Genomic DNA, 17,833 nt, shown 5'->3' with positions numbered 1-17,833 from the left:
TAGACTTAGCTGCTTCTTGCATAATTGAGCAACTTTTTAATATCGCTTAACATTCCTTTAAAAACTGGCTTATTTAAACTTTCGTCAGCAGAATACGGGTAACTCAAAACAACCAACCCCATATGATCCACTAAATAGATTTCATCTGAACTTAGCCCATTTTGAGAAGATGCTTGCGCAGAAGGAGTAAAAACATCATTAGCCTTCTGACTCAGCACCATAACAGCAACATGTTCACTTTTTTTCCCAAGGGCCAACTGAATGTTTTTTACTGATTCTAATCGTTTTTGACAGGAATCATCATTGCAAGCACTTTGGCTCACAACCACCATTGTCCATAGATAGCCATTTGGATTTTTCCAATTCTGAAGATGTGTTTCATTACGGACTAATTGACCTTTATTCACTGTATTGTCAGGCAACCAGTTCAACTGTAAGACAATGGCCGCAACTAAAAATGGCGAAATAAAACATGCGATAAAAAGAATTAGTATTTTTTTATTTTTCATTAGAAGATCCTTTTTTTGCTGCATAAAAAAATATAACAAGTACCGAAAAACCGATTAAACACCACTGTAATGCATAGGCATAATGCTTTTGAGGAGGCATCACAACAGCCTGATAATGCGGCAAAGCCCCAACAATACTTTCTTGAGCATATACTATAAAAGGTAGTACAGTAGTTGATGATGCTATTTCAAGTTGTTGTAAATCAATATATTGAATTCGCTTTGGCCAACTATTTGTTACTTCTGCCTGGTGGGGTAAGTAAAATCCAGCAAGATCACCCGCTTTAATTACTGAATCAGATAACACTATTTGTTGAGGAAGCGTAACGAGGGGAAGTTCCGAACGAAGATTTGAAGCAGGGATCCAGCCAAGATTAACCAATAAACGCTTATCTATACCGGATACGGTGACCAACACCAATAAATCATATCCGATCTTGCCATTTAAAATACGATTGTCTAACAGCCAATAATGCTCTTTATCAACATCACCAACAAGGCTAACAAGTACTCCATTTTTATTCACCTCAAGAGGCAAAGCGAGTACACTTTTTAAGCTCATACCACCTTGTAAAGCTTTCTCATTGAGATAATTGAGTTTATATTGTTTCGTAGTACCTCGCTGTAATTGCCAATACGCCAAGGCAATACAAGTACTAAAAACGACAACTGTACAAAACAGTGCAAATGGTGAAAAGTGAACAGTTTGCTTTTTTAATTTGATATCCATAAACACCTTAGGAAAGCTCATGGTCATTAAAGCTATTATTGTTTTATTATTAATATTTATTATATTCAATCTATTTAAAGCGCTGATTATTATGATGAAAGGCGACCCAGAAGCACCGAGCATGTCAAAGTTTCTAGGCCGACGAGTATTCATCTCAATTGCTGTTCTAATTTTTGCTATTACCGCTTTAAGTTTAGGCTGGATAACGCCACACCAAACACCATTTACAGTACATAAACAAATACAAACAGACACAACCAAACCACATCAACAAAATGCCAGTACCAAGCAGCAGCCTGAAAAGCAAAATGATTCTTTGGAGTAAAATGGCCTTTAAATACCCGAATTAATATAATTAAAAGTAATACACTACCTATCGATACATGTATGCCATGAAAGCCGGTTAACAGAAAAAATGTATTCCCATAAATACCTGCATCGAGAGTTAAACCAAGCTCCTTATAAGCATGGATATATTCTTCAACTTGCAAACCAACAAAAGCTATCCCTAACAAAACTGTAATGGCGAGAAATATTTTAAGTTGGGTTCTTTTATTTGTTTCTAAGGCTTGCTGTGCAAAGTGCACGGTAACTGAAGAAATTAGTAGTACCACTGTATTCACCAACGGTAAACCAAACCAACCCATAGCCTGAGTTGTTTCTCCTGACGGAGTAGTTAATAACGGCCACACAGCTTCAAAAGAAGGCCACAATACTTCATGCGTCATTGCATTATTTCCAGCCCCACCAAGCCAAGGCACAGATAACACCCGAGCATAAAATAATGCCCCAAAAAAAGCGCAGAAAAACATCACTTCAGAAAAGATAAACCAGCTCATTCCTTGACGAAAAGATTGATCCATCTGTTTAGAATATAAACCAGCATCAGATTCAGTGATGACATTCTTAAACCAACCAAATAACATAAAAATGATCGTTAAAATGCCAACATATAATAAGTAATGTGTGAAACCCGAAGGTTCTGCTTTGGTCGAGTTAATAACCGTACTCGCTGCACCTATAGCAATGAAAAATAATCCTACAGCTCCAACAATTGGCCAAGGACTTTGCGCGGGTACGTAGTAATGTTCATATTCTTGTTTCATTAACAGTCTCCTTTGGAGGGGTTGATACTGCTTGCTGAACTTGTTCGCTGATATCAAAAACAGTGTAAGATAAAGTTAATTCTTCAAACTTATAAGGCAGTGCTGTATCAACATAAAAAATAAGTGCTAGTTCCGCTTCCTCACCTGCAGATAAGGGCTGCTTATTAAAACAAAAGCACTCTATTTTATGTAAATACTTAGCAGCCAAACCAGGTGATACTGATGGAATCGCCTGCATAACTCGGTCTGTATTACTGATATTTTTTGCACTAAATACCACCTTATGCATCGCACCGGGTTGAACACTCACCTTTTGGGTATTTGCTGAAACTTCAAATGGGGCAAGCCCTTGAATATGAGTGATAAATCCAACATCAACGATTCGGTTTTTATCAACATCAGTACTAACTACCGCTTGTTCAAGTGATGGCTTTCCATTTAAACCTGTAACCTCACAAAAAACGTCATATAAAGGAACCAATGCAAACGCAAAACCAAACATACCAAAAGCAATTAAAAGCAATTTTTTTAACAGCTTAGAATTAGCGGTAGCCATTATTTTATAACCGGTGGCGTTTCAAATGTATGATAAGGTGCTGGTGATGGAACTTCCCACTCCAAGCCTTGTGCACCTTCCCAAACTTGAGATGTTGCTTTATCCCCACCTTTAATACATTTAAATACAACCCAAACAAATAGCAGCTGTGACAAACCAAAAGCAAAACCACCAATACTGATAATCGCATTAAAGTCAGCAAATTGAAGCGCATAATCAGGGATTCGTCTTGGCATACCAGCGAGCCCAACAAAATGCATAGGAAAAAACAAGACATTGACACTAATCAGTGACAACCAAAAATGTGTTTTCGCCAAACCTTCATGGTACATATGGCCCGTCCATTTAGGTAACCAATAATAAGCTGCCGCCATAATTGAAAAAACAGCCCCTGTAACTAAAACATAGTGAAAATGCGCAACTACAAAATAAGTATCGTGATACTGAAAGTCCGCAGGTGTAATTGCGAGCATCAATCCAGAGAAACCACCTATGGTAAACAACACAATAAAGGCCACACTAAACAACATCGGCACTTCAAAGCTAATTGAACCTCGCCACATAGTGGCAACCCAATTAAATACTTTTACACCTGTCGGAACGGAAATTAGCATAGTGCTATACATAAAAAATAATTCACCAGCCAGTGGCATGCCAGTGGTAAACATGTGATGAGCCCACACAATAAAAGATAGAAATGCGATCGAACCAGTTGCATAAACCATTGATGCATAGCCAAATAATGGTTTTCTAGAGAAGGTTGGTACAATAGAAGAGATAATGCCAAAGGCTGGCAAGATCATGATATAAACTTCAGGATGCCCAAAGAACCAAAAAATATGCTGGAACATAACAGGATCACCCCCTCCCATTGCATTAAAGAAACTAGTGCCGAAATATTTATCAGTCAGAACCATTGTAACGGCACCAGCCAATACTGGCATTACAGCTATGAGTAAAAAAGCAGTGATCAACCATGTCCATACAAATAGGGGGAGTTTCATCCAAGTCATGCCTGGAGCGCGTAAATTGACAATCGTTACAATGACATTAATCGCGCCCATAATTGAACTAATGCCCATTATATGGATAGCAAAAACAAAAAAAGCAGTATTATCATTACTATAGGTAGTTGAAAGCGGGGCATAGAAAGTCCAACCGAAATTTGGGCCACCTCCTTCCATAAACAGTGACATTAATAAAATAGTAAAAGCAAAAGGAAGAATCCAAAAACTCCAATTGTTCATTCTAGGCAGCGCCATATCAGGTGCGCCAATCATCATGGGGATCATCCAGTTAGCTAAACCAGTGAAAGCAGGCATCACTGCACCAAAAACCATAATAAGACCATGAACAGTCGTCATTTGATTAAAAAAGTTAGGATCAACTAACTGTAAACCAGGCTGAAAAAGCTCAGCACGGATCACCATAGCCATTGCACCACCAATTAAAAACATCAATAAAGAAAATAATAAATAGAGCGTGCCAATGTCTTTATGATTTGTAGTAAACAGCCAACGTTTTATTCCTGATGGGGAATGTGAGGTGTCTTCATGATTATGCGCGATTGTAGTCATTATTATTTTTCCTCAATTCTGCTTTGCACATCACTGGGTTGTATTACATCACCCGTATTGTTATCCCATGCATTACGTTCATATGTAATAACAGCTGCAAGTTGCTTAAGTGAAAGTTGCTTTAAATAAGATTGCATTGACGTACCCGACTTACCATGAATAACTATATCGATATGATCATTAATTTCACCAGTAGCAATAGGGCTGCCCTTGAGCGCAGGAAAAACACCGCCTAATCCCATACCTGTTGGTTGATGACAAGCTGCACAATTGGCGATATATACTTGTTCACCCAAAGTCATAAGCTCATCTTTGCTAAGTGTTTGGCTAAGTGAAGCTTGCTCTGCAGCGTTTTGATTTTCTTTTTCATCTTTTACAGAAACTAACCAAGCATCAAATTCATCTGGTGATTTAGCATCCACAACTATTGGCATAAAACCATGATCTTTTCCGCATAGCTCAGCACATTGACCTCTATATATGCCTGGCTCATTAACTCGTGTCCATGCCTCATTAATAAACCCAGGGTTGGCATCTTTTTTTACAGCAAAAGCAGGAACCCACCATGAATGGATAACATCATCGGAGGTCATTAGAAATCTAACTTTTCGGTCTGTAGGAATAACAAGCGGTTTATCAACCTCAAGTAAGTAATTACTGTCTTTTTCTGAGCGGTTATGAATTTGGTCTTGCGAAGTAGAAAGTATTGAATAGAAACCAATATCATGAGAAAGATATTCATAATGCCATTTCCATTGTGAACCCGTAATTTTGATTGTTAGATCTGCCTTACTCGTATCCTCCATAGCAATTAATGTTTTAGTTGCTGGGATTGCCATACCAATCAATATTACAAAAGGAATGGCAGTCCACAGAATTTCGACTTTAGTGCTCTCATGAAATTGAGCTGCAATCGCCCCTTTTGATTTGCGGTGACGAAGTAACGCCCAAAACATAACAGCAAAAACAATCACTCCTATAACACAGCATATAATGAAAATTGTCATATGCAGGTTGTAAACGTTTTCGCTTATGTCAGTCACACCTGTGGTCATATTGTATTTGGAATCAGCCAATACATTAAATGGCGACAAAGACATAAGGAAAAAGGACATAAAGACCTTTCTCATGCGGTACTCCCTTATCAAGTTGTAAGCACAACGAAAATTACGATACGACATGTAATTTCATTATTATTATTTATTAATATTTTATAATTTTTTTAAATGAGGTATTAAAAAACTAGGCAAGGAATTGAGAAAGGGCAAGCAATAATGATAATAAGATGTTAAATATAAGTTTTATAGACAAAAGCTAAATAAAAAATGAACTTGATTGCTAACAAAAGTATCAGCAATCAACAGAAGTTACATAAAATCAGAATTTCGAATCACACCTACTGCAAGCCCTTCAATATCAAGCATTTCTTTAGATAGGTCCACTATTATGGGGTTAAATTCATCATTTTCAGCATGAAGATAAACTTTACGACCTTTTTGCTCAAAGCGCTTAACAGTTACATCATCACCAACTCGAGCAACAACAACTTGCCCATTACGTGCAACGGTCGCACGATGTACAGCAAGTAGATCGCCATCCATAATTCCAATATCTTTCATACTCATACCATGCACTCGTAACAAAAAATCAGCCGCGGGTTTAAAAAGAGATGGGTCTACATGATAATGACTTTCAATATGTTCTTGCGCCAGTATTGGCTCCCCAGCTGCAACACGGCCAATTAGAGGTAAACCCAATTGTTCAGGTGCTTCATCCTCAATTAATTTTAAGCCTCGACTTGCACCGGGTACCATTTCAATAAAGCCTTTTTTAGCTAAAGCCTTTAAATGTTCCTCAGCTGCATTGGCACTTTTAAACCCGAGCGTGTTAGCTATCTCAGCGCGAGTGGGAGGCATACCAGTATCTTTAATAAATACTTTAATTAACTCAAGAATTTGAGCTTGTCTACTTGTTAATGGCCTCATAATCAAGGACTCCACCATAAAATGAATACTGTGATTATATACAGCTTAATGTAAATGGCAAACATATACAATTATAAAGTCGATTATTGATCGATAAGATGAAATACAAATAGGCTATAATTCAACCAAAATTAAATAAAAACATAAAATGTAACTTAACTCTGATAATTTAAAACGCACATAGCAAAAAACCCGCTGCATTGCTGCAACGGGTTTCTCTTATTAGGAGCCTGGCGATGTCCTACTCTCACATGGGTAACCCCACACTACCATCGGCGCTGTTTCGTTTCACTACTGAGTTCGGAATGGGATCAGGTGGGTCCAAAACGCTATTGTCACCAAGCAAAATTTTGTCTGGAACAAAATTTAACGCACTTTAGTGCGGCCCGTTAGGGTCAACGCCATGGAAGGTGTTGATAAATTCAGAACCATAAATTCGGAAGGCTGATATTCAATTTGTCTACTTCAGTGCTATCTAACTTCTTGCTATTCATCAGTGCTTCATACAAACCACTTTGGCGTTGTATGGTTAAGCCTCACGGGTAATTAGTATTGGTTAGCTTAACGCCTCACAGCGCTTCCACACCCAACCTATCAACGTTGTAGTCTCCAACGGCCCTTCAGAGAGCTTATAGCTCTAGTGAGAACTCATCTCGAGGCTCGCTTCGCGCTTAGATGCTTTCAGCGCTTATCGATTCCGAACGTAGCTACCGGGCAGTGCCATTGGCATGACAACCCGAACACCAGCGGTTCGTTCACTCCGGTCCTCTCGTACTAGGAGCAACCCCTCTCAATTCTCAAACGCCCACGGCAGATAGGGACCGAACTGTCTCACGACGTTCTAAACCCAGCTCGCGTACCACTTTAAATGGCGAACAGCCATACCCTTGGGACCGACTTCAGCCCCAGGATGTGATGAGCCGACATCGAGGTGCCAAACACCGCCGTCGATATGAACTCTTGGGCGGTATCAGCCTGTTATCCCCGGAGTACCTTTTATCCGTTGAGCGATGGCCCTTCCATTCAGAACCACCGGATCACTATGACCTACTTTCGTACCTGCTCGACTTGTCCGTCTCGCAGTTAAGCTTGCTTCTACCATTACACTAACCGTACGATGTCCGACCGTACTTAGCAAACCTTCGTGCTCCTCCGTTACTCTTTAGGAGGAGACCGCCCCAGTCAAACTACCCACCAGGCACTGTCCGCAATCCCGATTAGGGACCTACGTTAGAACATCAAAACTACAAGGGTGGTATTTCAAGGACGACTCCACAAGAACTAGCGTTCCTGCTTCTAAGTCTCCCACCTATCCTACACATGTAGGTTCAATGTTCAGTGCCAAGCTATAGTAAAGGTTCACGGGGTCTTTCCGTCTAGCCGCGGGTATACGGCATCTTCACCGCAAATTCAATTTCACTGAGTCTCGGGTGGAGACAGCGTGGCCATGATTACGCCATTCGTGCAGGTCGGAACTTACCCGACAAGGAATTTCGCTACCTTAGGACCGTTATAGTTACGGCCGCCGTTTACCGGGGCTTCGATCAAGAGCTTCGCGTTGCCGCTAACCCCATCAATTAACCTTCCGGCACCGGGCAGGCGTCACACCGTATACGTCATCTTGCGATTTTGCACAGTGCTGTGTTTTTAATAAACAGTTCCAGCCACCTGGTTACTGTGACTGCCAACAGCTCCGGGAGCAAGTCCCTTCACCGTCAGCAGCGTACCTTCTCCCGAAGTTACGGTACTATTTTGCCTAGTTCCTTCACCCGAGTTCTCTCAAGCGCCTTAGTATTCTCTACCTGACCACCTGTGTCGGTTTGGGGTACGATTCCACATGAACTGAAGCTTAGAGGATTTTCCTGGAAGTATGGCATCAACAACTTCACTACCGTAGTAGCTCGTCTCGTATCTCAGTCTTAAGGAAACCCGGATTTACCTAAGTCTCCAACCTACTTACTTTCACATGGACAACCAACGCCATGCCTGCCTAGCCTGCTCCGTCTCCCCATCGCATTCATGTCGAGTACGGGAATATTAACCCGTTTCCCATCGACTACGCGTTTCCGCCTCGCCTTAGGGGTCGACTCACCCTACCCTGATTAACATGGGATAGGAACCCTTGGTCTTCCGGCGTGGGAGTTTTTCACTCCCATTATCGTTACTTATGTCAGCATTCGCACTTCTGATACCTCCAGCAACCCTCTCGGATCACCTTCAACGGCTTACAGAACGCTCCCCTACCCCGCATACAAAGTACGCAGGCGCATCTTCGGTGGTATGTTTAGCCCCGTTACATCTTCCGCGCAGACCGACTCGACCAGTGAGCTATTACGCTTTCTTTAAAGGATGGCTGCTTCTAAGCCAACCTCCTGGCTGTCTGGGCCTTTCCACATCGTTTCCCACTTAACATACACTTTGGGACCTTAGATGGCGCTCTGGGTTGTTTCCCTCTTCACGACGGACGTTAGCACCCGCCGTGTGTCTCCCGGATAGTACTTTACGGTATTCGGAGTTTGCAAAGGGTTGGTAAGTCGGGATGACCCCCTAGCCTTAACAGTGCTCTACCCCCGTAAGTATTCGTCCGAGGCTCTACCTAAATAGATTTCGGGGAGAACCAGCTATCTCCCGGTTTGATTAGCCTTTCACTCCTAGCCACAAGTCATCCCCTAACTTTTCAACGTTAGTGGGTTCGGTCCTCCAGTTGATGTTACTCAACCTTCAACCTGCCCATGGCTAGATCACCGGGTTTCGGGTCTATACCTTGCAACTATACGCCCAGTTAAGACTCGGTTTCCCTACGGCTCCCCTAATTGGTTAACCTCGCTACAAAATATAAGTCGCTGACCCATTATACAAAAGGTACGCAGTCACACCACGAAGGTGCTCCTACTGCTTGTACGTACACGGTTTCAGGTTCTATTTCACTCCCCTCACAGGGGTTCTTTTCGCCTTTCCCTCACGGTACTGGTTCACTATCGGTCAGTTGGGAGTATTTAGCCTTGGAGGATGGTCCCCCCATATTCAGTCAAGATAACACGTGTCCCGACCTACTCGATTTCATTTACTATAGATTTTCATGTACGGGGCTATCACCCTGTGCCGCTGTCCTTTCCAGAACATTCCACTAATCACAAATAAACTTAAGGGCTGCTCCGGTTTCGCTCGCCGCTACTTCCGGAATCTCGGTTGATTTCTTTTCCTACGGGTACTTAGATGTTTCAGTTCTCCGCGTTCGCCTCATATGGCTATGTATTCACCATATGATACCTATAAATAGGTGGGTTTCCCCATTCGGAAATCCTAGTCTCAAGCGCTTTTTACTAGCTTGACTAGGCTTATCGCAAGTTAATACGTCCTTCATCGCCTCCAACTGCCAAGGCATCCACCGTGTACGCTTAGTCACTTAACCATACAACCCAAAATAGTTTGAGTTATACATAAAGGACTGATTTAAACTTCGCCAGAAGTTAAATATTGAATACTAAAGTAGACACCAATCACATCTTTCGATGCAAATGGCATAATTTTACTTTTGAAAACTCTTTTAAATCTTTCGATTCAAAGAATTTTTTCTATCAGCTTTCCAAATTTTTAAAGAGCAATATTAATTAAACAGCCTAAGCCATTTAACTAACAATCATCTGTGTGGACACTACGAACAAATCAGTTCTAAATCGTGATAAGGAGGTGATCCAGCCCCAGGTTCCCCTAGGGCTACCTTGTTACGACTTCACCCCAGTCATGAATCACACCGTGGTAACCGCCCTCCCGAAGGTTAAGCTAGCTACTTCTGGTGCAACCCACTCCCATGGTGTGACGGGCGGTGTGTACAAGGCCCGGGAACGTATTCACCGCAACATTCTGATTTGCGATTACTAGCGATTCCGACTTCATGGAGTCGAGTTGCAGACTCCAATCCGGACTACGACGAGCTTTAAGGGATTCGCTCACTGTCGCCAGCTTGCTGCCCTCTGTACTCGCCATTGTAGCACGTGTGTAGCCCTACACGTAAGGGCCATGATGACTTGACGTCGTCCCCACCTTCCTCCGGTTTATCACCGGCAGTCTCCTTAGAGTTCCCGACATTACTCGCTGGCAACTAAGGATAGGGGTTGCGCTCGTTGCGGGACTTAACCCAACATCTCACAACACGAGCTGACGACAGCCATGCAGCACCTGTCTCAGAGTTCCCGAAGGCACAAAGCTATCTCTAGCGATTTCTCTGGATGTCAAGTGTAGGTAAGGTTCTTCGCGTTGCATCGAATTAAACCACATGCTCCACCGCTTGTGCGGGCCCCCGTCAATTCATTTGAGTTTTAACCTTGCGGCCGTACTCCCCAGGCGGTCTACTTAATGCGTTAGCTTTGAAAAAGTTGTCCGAGGACCCCAGCTTCTAGTAGACATCGTTTACGGCGTGGACTACCAGGGTATCTAATCCTGTTTGCTCCCCACGCTTTCGTACATGAGCGTCAGTGTTGACCCAGGTGGCTGCCTTCGCCATCGGTATTCCTTCAGATCTCTACGCATTTCACCGCTACACCTGAAATTCTACCACCCTCTATCACACTCTAGTTGACCAGTTCGAAATGCAGTTCCCAGGTTGAGCCCGGGGCTTTCACATCTCGCTTAATCAACCGCCTGCGTACGCTTTACGCCCAGTAATTCCGATTAACGCTCGCACCCTCCGTATTACCGCGGCTGCTGGCACGGAGTTAGCCGGTGCTTCTTCTGTCAGTAACGTCACAGATATGCTCTATTAAAACACACCCTTTCCTCCTGACTGAAAGTGCTTTACAACCCGAAGGCCTTCTTCACACACGCGGCATGGCTGCATCAGGCTTTCGCCCATTGTGCAATATTCCCCACTGCTGCCTCCCGTAGGAGTCTGGACCGTGTCTCAGTTCCAGTGTGGCTGATCATCCTCTCAAACCAGCTAGGGATCGTCGCCTTGGTGAGCCATTACCTCACCAACTAGCTAATCCCACTTGGGCCAATCTTTAGGCGTGAGGCCCGAAGGTCCCCCACTTTGGTCCGTAGACATCATGCGGTATTAGCAGTCGTTTCCAACTGTTGTCCCCCACCTAAAGGCATGTTCCCAAGCATTACTCACCCGTCCGCCGCTCGCCACCTCAGGAGTAAACTCCCTTGTGCTGCCGCTCGACTTGCATGTGTTAGGCCTGCCGCCAGCGTTCAATCTGAGCCATGATCAAACTCTTCAATTAAAAGTTTTTTTGAACCTTGCGGTTCAGCTCAATGAATTCTGATTTTTGTTTCCACAATTCTTAATAAAAAGAGAAAGTGAAATCAAATTGACTGTATAGCCACTCATTCATTATTGAGACTCTAAATTTTTTGCTTTGCTACCGAAGTAACTTAGCTGTTAGAACTCAACCTGTACGAGTGCCCACACAGATGATTGCTTAAATTGTTAAAGAACGTTGCAGCGCTAACTCTAGGAGCTTGCTGCGAAGTGGAGCGCCATAATAAACGTTTCACTTTTCAAGTCAACACTTAATTTTAAATTTCTTTCAAAACCAAACTAAGTTTTATCTAACTCTGTGAGTCGACTCTTGCCTCGCTAAGCGTTGCTGTCTGCCGTCTCAGTGGGGTCGCATTATAGGGCGGCTAACTTTTTTGGCAAGCGTTATTTTGCATAAATTTACGATTTATTTCACTTAGTTAGTCATACAGACTTAACACCACCTTACCCTCAACTTACTCACAAAAAGCTGTGGGTAAGTTATATTTATTGATGCTTAAAACGTATAAACTCACACCAAGCTTGTATAAGGGCAACAAAATCTTCATAGCCGCATACTGCCATTAATCCATCGTCATCAAGCATGAGGGCATCATCTTGGTATTGTAATAGGTCGTCATTTTGATGGTGTAACACATTTGCTTCTAATAATGCTTCTGCAGAGCTCAATGTTAATGTTACTTCTTGACCTAATAATTGTACTTCATCTTGCTGGAGAGTTCTTGCCTGTGTGATTAACATCAGCAACTGGTTTAGTTTCTCAGGGTGGGTATTAATTTCTTCAGTTAACCAGCGGCCAAACAAAGCCTGCTCGTCATTAAACTTAGCGCGAAAACCAAAAATTGGATCGCGTACAAATTGGTATTCCATAATCTCCCCCTTAAAAATTAGCGAGGAGTATAGCGGATAATGCTAACGGATCAGAGTCTATATAAAAGTAAAATTTAAAGCTCAAACTTAATCGAAATTAAGATTTGAGCTTTCTTGACTATAGATTTAATTTTTCAATTTAGAGTACATTATTATTGACCTAAATACTTATCAAAAAACTTCAAAATTTCTTGCCAGCGTTCAATATTATTTTCTGGCTTATAAAAACCATGCCCTTCGCCTTCCTTCATCATCCATTGGTATGAATGCCCTTTTGCTTTCAAAGCATCTCGCAACTTGAAGGCATGCTCTTTTGGTACACGCTCATCATTCTCTCCTTGAATAATAAATACTGGCACTTTAATTTTATCGACATTGTTTACTGGCGTTTGAGCTACTCGGTCTTCACCTATAGGTAGAACTTTATTTAAAAAGTTGATTCCTGATTGGTTTTCTGGAATATCTCCATCCGTAAACATCATATCTAAATCATAAACACCGACAAATCCAACACTACATTTATACATATCAGGTTCATTGATTACACTTTGTAAAGCAGCATAACCTCCATAGGATGCACCATAGACACACAAGCGGCCTTTATTTGCGACACCCTTTTCAATTAAAAAATTAACACCATCTGTCATATCATGGATCATATCAGTACCCCACTTACGATACCCTTTCGCTAGGAAGCTTTTACCAAACCCACCCGACCCTCTAAAATTAGGTTGAAAAACAGCATACCCATGATTAGCTAAGACTTTTGCATCTTTATTTCCATTATTCATTTGCATTATTTCATCTTTAACACCATGAGGCCCACCATGAGGCATTAGAATAAGCGGCAAATCTTTTTTCTTTCCCTGCGGTAAAGTTAATAGACCTGTAATTTCAAGTCCATCCCGGCTCCTGTACGTAATCAATTCAGTAGTTGGAATAATATCTTGAGTCAGCCAAGGAGTAGATGGGGTCAATACACTCAGTTTTCTATTTACGTTATCAAATAAATAAAATGATGAGGGATAGTTTGATGATTCAGTCTTTATTACCATTGATGCATTGTTTTTTGTTGCCGAAGTCACACTCACTGACTGTCCTTCAAATGAGCTCAGCAAACTTTTAATTACAGACTGATTAGCCTTATCAGTGACTGAATCTAGAAAAAAATAACCCAATTTATCATATTGATATGAAGCACCAATTAGCTCTCCCGCTTTGCCATTAATGATACTTATTATTGGCGATAGATCAGCCTTTTCGTGACTAAGTAGAATGGTGTGTTCTTTTGTTTTTATATTCAATGTCGCCATTGCCTTAGTATCAGTTTCAAGAGTACTGATACCAACCAAGGTAATGCCATCATCTAAAAAATAAAGTGGACTGAAACTTCCTTCATCTTCGTCCTTTTCAAGAATAGTCTTCCATGGCTCGTCAACTGTCTCGCGAGCGATAAGTATAATTTTATTATTTTTATTCGGATCTATTCCTTGGGCAGCGAGGACTTCACCTTCTTTATTAGCAAACACGCCAACATTACTACCTCGATAAGCCTTTAAAGGCACTCTACCAAGTGAGCGTTTTCGTCCATTTGTTACTTTCATGCGATATAAATCTAAAAATGGCTCTGATGAAAACCAAGAAACATTATAAATCAGCACCTGATCTGGCTCATTAGGTAAAATATCGACCAAAGCAGAAAAACCACCTTCTTTATGCTCAGATCGAGGGCCTGTAAGGAAAACCATTTTACTGCCATCAGCATTCATAGCAATCAATTCACCAGTTTGCATAGGTTTTTCCAACGAACCAACTTCCCTTGCCATGGTTAGTAACAAACGCTCATCGTTAAGCCACCCAAAGCTACTGACAGACTCTTTCCCCTTACCTCGAGTGACAGACGCTATTTTATTTTTTGTTAAATCTAATACAGTGAGGCTGACCACCCCCTCTTCATTTCTAGACGTTGACGCTAAATACTGCCCACTGGGTGAAATTTTGATATCTATATATTGATCATGCTTAGCGTATGCTTCTAAAACAGAGTTTTTAATACTAAATGCTTTAATATCAAAAACCAGAAATGCAATAACTATAAATAAAACTAAACGTGCTTTCATTTTTTTTCCTTAAAAAAAAAGCCCTCACATAGTGAGAGCTTTATTTTTTATTACATTTATTAGAATTTGTAAGTTAAGTTAGCAAATAAACGACGACCAACACGGTCATACTGCGAATAAAGAGCTGCATTACCTACATTCAATGTACCGCTGCTTGATACTATCGGAGGCTCTTTATCAAATAAATTTGCAACACCTACAGTCACATCAATACCGTTGTCATATTTAGCTGAACCCGATAATGAATGATAAGTAACCCATGGTGTCTCACGAATAACAGTTACTGTTTCACCACGGTAAGTTGTCTCATTCGAGTCATTGTTATATTCATAATTATTAGTTGAATCAACATAACGAGCGGTCCAAGTTAAGCTATAGTCCTCGTATGAATAGGTTAACGAAGCATTACCAACATGCTTAGGATCTCCTAACTCACCCACTTCATTATTTTCAACGCTATCTTCGAACACTTTATATTTGCGCTCGATCTGCATTGTATGCTCTAGTCTGAAGCGAATTGAACCAAAATCGAAGTTATCTTGATAAGTGAAGTTATAGTCAATGCCTCGAGCTATTTGACTTGCAACATTCACATAACCACTATTAACGACATCAACACCCCAGTCGCCATTTTGACCAGTACGACGAGTAAATAGAGCACATAATGGCTCGTTAGCAAAATCTAAAGAATCATAACAACGTGATGTAATTTGGCCACCTGATAAGCTTGTAACCTCATCAGATATTGCAATGTTGTAATAATCTATCGATGCTGCGAATGTATCTTCTGGGCTAGTCCACACAAAACCAATGGTTTCATTAACTGCAGTTTCTGCAGATAAGCGTCCCGCACCACCACTTGTATAAATGGTAGCCGAACTACCTGGGGTAGTATAACTTGCAGGAATACCATCATTTTGACAGTTTTGCGCACGTAAATCAGTGATGTTACCAGCTGCAAGCTCTGCCGACCAATCTAAACAAGGGTCAATAGATGTTTGACCACCGAAGCCACTTTGATCTGCCAAATACAGCTCATAAAGAGCTGGTGAACGGAATGAAGTACCACGATTTGCACGAATACTGAAACCGTCGATAATAGACCAATTAAGACCAAGCTTAAATGTTGTATCGTTACCATAGGTCGATACATCAGTCCAACGAGCCGACGCTGTCATATTTAAAGAATTAACTAAAAATACATCAGAAACCAGAGGGATTCGGACTTCGCCATAAACAGCACGAGATACTTGAGAACCTGCTGTGCGTCCTGCACCTGTTAAACCCCAAGAGTTACCATTGATTGTATGCTCACCAGGTGTGTCATCTATCTCATCTTTTTGGATAGCTAAACCGAAAGCAGAACCGACTGCACCTGCAGGTAATTCGAATAAGTCACCTGTAATATATGCATCAAGAGTTTGTTGTTTATATATAGTATTACCAACATCATTACCAAAAATAAAATCTCTAACTTCAGCTGATGGGTTTCCTGTTAAAAACTGTGGATCCATCCAATTGATGTCAACACATGTTTTGTTTGAAAACTCGGTTACTTCACCACTACAGTTAACACCGTTAGCTAGATTTGATTGAGACATTAATAATGAATCGCGATAAAAGATTTTATTCTTGTACTGCCCATCATTATAACTGTTTTGGTAAGAAACATCCCAATCCCAAAAACCGATACTACCTTCAAAGCCAATAACAGCACGGGTATAATCGACTGTTGTTTCTGAACCATAATGATCTGAAAGTGCCACAGGCATTAAATATGCGTTACCGCTAAAACCATCAAAATAACTTGCAGGTTGAGCTCCAATATCACCTATCCAAAATTGACGATAAGCCGTATCTGTTGAAGTACGAGAGCTATGAATTAACTCAGCATATGCACCGATAGTATCAGTTAACTCATAATCACCTTGAGCATATACAGTCCATGTTTTATTTTCAGGGCCCATTGTTTCGTTATCACGAAACGGGTGATCTAGATCCCACCAACCATCACTTTCTTTATCGTATGAAACTGGGTACCAACCATCAGGAGTTCTTACATCTTTCGGTCCAGTTGCCGTTGAGTTGTAGTTAGCGTAACCATTTTTTGCAAAAAATCCGTCATAGTCAAACGCTAAATTAGGGCCACTTCCAACAACATTTGATGCGCCTGCACCATAAACCCAAATACCATAGCCTGACTCATTACATTGCGGCTTGCCAGTTCTAGGGTTAATTGGATCAGCTGATGTGCCATCAGGATATGATAATAAACGCTCACTACAGGCAAGGAAGTCACGATCGCCACGCTTTAATTCTTTTTGAATTTTATAATCAGCGGTAACACGAAATGAACCTTTTTCGAACTCTTTGCCGTAAGAGGCATTTATGCGCTGCTCTTCGCCACCCGACTCTAGAGGTTGACTTAAATCAACAGTCACTGATTTTTCATCACCTTTCTTAGTGATAATATTAATTACACCCGCAACAGCGTCTGAACCATAAAGTGATGATGCGCCATCTTTTAAAATTTCAACGCTTTGTATCGTAGACAGAGGGATAGTATTTAAGTCAAACGCTTGGACTTGACCACGAGTACCAGCAGGTCCAGCACGACGACCATTAAGTAAAACAAGTGTACGTGAAGCTCCCAAACCACGAAGAGCTGCTGTTTCAGTGCCTTTACCACCAGCAGTTACATAACCAACCGATAACGCTGCAGTAACTTGGTTTGAACCTGCTGCGGCAGTACTCGTTCTTAATAGGTCACCTAAAGATTTAATACCTTCTTTCATCGCATCATCAACAGTAATGATGTCAATCGGTACATCACTGCCAAAACTATCAGTACGGATCCTTGACCCTGTTACCTGAATACGCTCTGTTTTTTTTGCATCTGCAGTTGTGGTTGCGTCTTCTGCATAAGCGTTAAAACCACCTACAGCACTTGCAAGCAATGCGGTTTTTATACCGACTGCTAATAAATTTAATTTTTTCAAAATGATTTCCCTGAAGTATCTAAATATTGTTATTTTTTGTTAGCAAATATGAATAATTATGTATAAGAATTACTAACTCTTCTTTTTTATCATATTCAGGGAGATAAAAAAGAGCCGC

At 41.2% G+C, this 17,833-nt stretch carries 11 protein-coding genes and 3 rRNA genes; 1 reads left to right on the top strand and 13 read right to left on the bottom strand.

The window, feature by feature from the left end; genetic code table 11:
• Positions 1 to 5: 5 nt before the first annotated feature.
• Both AC3KZC_RS01530 and AC3KZC_RS01525 read right to left on the bottom strand, forming a co-directional pair.
• Entirely contained in the window at positions 6 to 509 is a 504-nt protein-coding gene (locus AC3KZC_RS01530; RefSeq protein WP_490579595.1) for a redox-active disulfide-containing membrane protein, read from the bottom strand.
• Positions 499 to 1,239: an SURF1 family cytochrome oxidase biogenesis protein gene (locus tag AC3KZC_RS01525; RefSeq protein WP_518525904.1), complete on the bottom strand. Its 741-nt coding sequence runs from the start codon at positions 1,237 to 1,239 to the stop codon at positions 499 to 501. The genes AC3KZC_RS01530 and AC3KZC_RS01525 overlap by 11 nt, the downstream gene beginning before the upstream one ends.
• A 19-nt stretch (positions 1,240 to 1,258) precedes the next feature.
• Here AC3KZC_RS01525 and AC3KZC_RS01520 point away from each other — a divergent pair, with 19 nt between their 5' ends.
• Positions 1,259 to 1,564, top strand: coding sequence for a DUF2909 domain-containing protein (locus AC3KZC_RS01520; protein ID WP_490579597.1), 306 nt, complete (start codon positions 1,259 to 1,261; stop codon positions 1,562 to 1,564).
• Here AC3KZC_RS01520 and AC3KZC_RS01515 read toward each other — a convergent pair.
• The 11 genes from AC3KZC_RS01515 to AC3KZC_RS01465 all read right to left on the bottom strand — a co-directional run bounded on the left by AC3KZC_RS01515 (position 1,464) and on the right by AC3KZC_RS01465 (position 17,715).
• Entirely contained in the window at positions 1,464 to 2,345 is an 882-nt protein-coding gene (locus tag AC3KZC_RS01515) for a cytochrome c oxidase subunit 3 (protein WP_490579598.1), read from the bottom strand. The two genes, AC3KZC_RS01520 and AC3KZC_RS01515, sit on opposite strands and share 101 nt — an antisense overlap.
• Positions 2,329 to 2,901, bottom strand: a complete 573-nt coding sequence (locus AC3KZC_RS01510) for a cytochrome c oxidase assembly protein (protein ID WP_490579599.1) — start codon at positions 2,899 to 2,901, stop codon at positions 2,329 to 2,331. Before AC3KZC_RS01510 ends, AC3KZC_RS01515 begins: the two co-directional genes overlap by 17 nt.
• A complete protein-coding gene (ctaD, locus tag AC3KZC_RS01505) occupies positions 2,901 to 4,478 on the bottom strand; it encodes a cytochrome c oxidase subunit I (RefSeq protein ID WP_490579600.1) in 1,578 nt (525 codons plus the stop codon). Before ctaD ends, AC3KZC_RS01510 begins: the two co-directional genes overlap by 1 nt.
• Before the next feature lie 2 nt (positions 4,479 to 4,480).
• A complete protein-coding gene (coxB, locus tag AC3KZC_RS01500; protein ID WP_490579601.1) occupies positions 4,481 to 5,608 on the bottom strand; it encodes a cytochrome c oxidase subunit II in 1,128 nt (375 codons plus the stop codon).
• A 237-nt stretch (positions 5,609 to 5,845) separates the two neighbouring features.
• Positions 5,846 to 6,463, bottom strand: coding sequence for a transcriptional repressor LexA (gene lexA / locus AC3KZC_RS01495; protein WP_490579602.1), 618 nt, complete (start codon positions 6,461 to 6,463; stop codon positions 5,846 to 5,848).
• 228 nt (positions 6,464 to 6,691) lie between these two features.
• A 5S ribosomal RNA gene (rrf, locus tag AC3KZC_RS01490) occupies positions 6,692 to 6,806 on the bottom strand.
• A gap of 182 nt (positions 6,807 to 6,988) precedes the next feature.
• Positions 6,989 to 9,875, bottom strand: a 23S ribosomal RNA gene (locus tag AC3KZC_RS01485).
• Positions 9,876 to 10,146: 271 nt separating this feature from the next.
• Positions 10,147 to 11,688, bottom strand: a 16S ribosomal RNA gene (locus tag AC3KZC_RS01480).
• The 16S, 23S and 5S rRNA genes sit together here, the layout of an rRNA operon.
• A gap of 524 nt (positions 11,689 to 12,212) precedes the next feature.
• Positions 12,213 to 12,596 (bottom strand): YacL family protein, encoded by a 384-nt coding sequence (locus tag AC3KZC_RS01475; protein ID WP_490578208.1) that lies wholly within the window; start codon positions 12,594 to 12,596, stop codon positions 12,213 to 12,215.
• Positions 12,597 to 12,748: 152 nt separating this feature from the next.
• The gene (locus AC3KZC_RS01470) at positions 12,749 to 14,716 is read right to left on the bottom strand and encodes an alpha/beta hydrolase family protein (protein ID WP_490578209.1); all 1,968 of its coding nucleotides are present in this window, start codon (positions 14,714 to 14,716) and stop codon (positions 12,749 to 12,751) included.
• A 59-nt stretch (positions 14,717 to 14,775) separates the two neighbouring features.
• The gene (locus tag AC3KZC_RS01465; RefSeq protein ID WP_490578210.1) at positions 14,776 to 17,715 is read right to left on the bottom strand and encodes a TonB-dependent receptor domain-containing protein; all 2,940 of its coding nucleotides are present in this window, start codon (positions 17,713 to 17,715) and stop codon (positions 14,776 to 14,778) included.
• Between the last annotated feature and the right edge of the window lie 118 nt (positions 17,716 to 17,833).

The sequence above is a fragment of the Pseudoalteromonas sp. J2K-J031 genome, assembly GCF_058197095.2.
Note: the sequence above shows the minus strand (reverse complement) of the source record. Positions and strands in the feature narration are given on the sequence as shown.